The sequence below is a fragment of the Pseudomonas sp. PICF6 genome (genome assembly GCF_009831705.1).
Classification (GTDB): domain Bacteria; phylum Pseudomonadota; class Gammaproteobacteria; order Pseudomonadales; family Pseudomonadaceae; genus Aquipseudomonas; species Aquipseudomonas rhizophila.
Genome location: NZ_WUUD01000032.1, coordinates 445387 through 446928, shown reverse-complemented (window position 1 = coordinate 446928; position 1542 = coordinate 445387). Strand labels below are relative to the sequence as shown.

Below are 1542 nucleotides of genomic sequence, written 5' to 3'. Positions count from 1 at the left end.
CGTCAGCAGTTGGCGCCTCACAAGCGTGAGGCCGACAAGCTCGAAGTCGAACTGGGCAAGCTGCATGAAAAACTGCAAAAGATCGAAACCAGCCTCGGCGACAGCGGTCTCTACGAAGCGGCGCGCAAGGATGAGTTGCGCGATCTGCTGGCCGAACAGGCCAGGCTGAAGGTTCGGGAAGCGGAGCTTGAGGAGGCGTGGATGCAAGCCCTGGAACTGCTGGAAAACCTGCAAGCGGAGCTGGAGGCATTGTCCTGATGGAAGCCTTGGCTTTGCCGATACCCGTCATGTGGGTCGAGCCGATCTGGCTCGGTGTGCAAATACTGCTGATCCTGCTGGCCGGCTACATCGCACAGCGTTGCGTGGCGCGGGCCCTCACGGGCCTTGCCGAGCGCTACCCGTTACCGTCCCAGTTGGTGATCATCCTGCGGGGTGTGCTGCGCTGGCTGATCATGGGCAGCGCGGTGCTGGTGGTGCTTGAACGCCTGGGCGTCTCGGCCACGGTGCTGTGGACCGCGCTGTCGGGGTTCGTCGCGGTGGCGGCGGTGGCGTTCTTCGCCATCTGGAGCGTACTGTCCAATCTGTTGTGCGCCATTTTGATCTACACCGTCGGGCCGTTTCGTCTGGGCGATGTAGTTGAGCTGGTGGAGTCCACCGACAAGCCCGGCATCAAGGGGCGGGTGGTGGCCATCAACCTGCTTTACACCACCTTGATCGAACCCGAGGAACTCGGTACGGGCAGTTCCATGGTGCAAGTGCCCAACAGCCTGTTCTTCCAACGTTCAGTTCGACGCTGGCGCGGCAACGAGGCGTTTCCGGTCGGCGGGTTCGTCGAATAAGCGGGTCTCGATCGTTAAATATCTGTGGTCAACCGTCCGGCGGCGCATTAGCTTAGTGGTTCAACGAATCTGAGCCGAGGTGTGCAATGGTGCTGGAAACATGGCTGGCGTTTTTCGCCGCTTGCTGGGTGATCAGTCTTTCGCCGGGTGCTGGTGCCATCGCATCGATGTCCAGCGGTCTGCAATACGGTTTCTGGCGCGGCTACTGGAATGCCCTGGGCCTGCAATTGGGTCTGGCGTTGCAAATCGTGATTGTCGCCGCCGGTGTCGGCGCGGTCCTCACCGCATCGGCGACCGCGTTTTATGCGATCAAGTGGTTTGGTGTGGCCTATCTGGTTTATCTGGGCGTCAAGCAGTGGCGAGCCATCCCGGGCGATCTCAGTGATGACGCGGCCGTGCGGCCTATCGGCAAGCCTTTGGCGCTGGTGTTTCGCGGTTTTCTGGTCAACATCAGCAACCCCAAGGCATTGGTGTTCATGCTTGCGGTGTTGCCTCAATTCATCGACCCCCATGCCCCGCTGATCAAGCAATACCTGATCCTGGGTGTGACGATGGTTTGCGTCGACCTCATCGTCATGGCCGGGTACACCGGGCTGGCATCCAAAGTCCTGCGCCTGCTGCGCACTCCGAAACAGCAGCGTCGAATGAACCGCACCTTTGCCGGGCTGTTCATTGGTGCGGCGGGGTTGCTGGCGACAATTCG

General features: G+C 60.6%; 2 protein-coding genes and 1 pseudogene. All 3 read left to right on the top strand.

What is annotated here, in order from left to right; all coding sequences use genetic code 11:
- Positions 1 to 258, top strand: a pseudogene (locus GSM73_RS27815) (ABC transporter ATP-binding protein); the annotation flags it as partial.
- Positions 258 to 839: a mechanosensitive ion channel family protein gene (locus GSM73_RS22615; protein ID WP_047226114.1), complete on the top strand. Its 582-nt coding sequence runs from the start codon at positions 258 to 260 to the stop codon at positions 837 to 839. The pseudogene GSM73_RS27815 and the gene GSM73_RS22615, both read left to right, overlap by 1 nt.
- Before the next feature lie 86 nt (positions 840 to 925).
- The coding region (gene rhtB / locus GSM73_RS22610; protein WP_160893905.1) for a homoserine/homoserine lactone efflux protein at positions 926 to 1542 on the top strand (617 nt) is incomplete at its 3' end.

Bases quoted from the DNA above. Each gene is read 5' to 3' on its own strand.
- GSM73_RS22615 (WP_047226114.1), top strand. From the start codon at position 258: ATGGAAGCCTTGGCTTTGCCGATACCCGTCATGTGGGTCGAGCCGATC.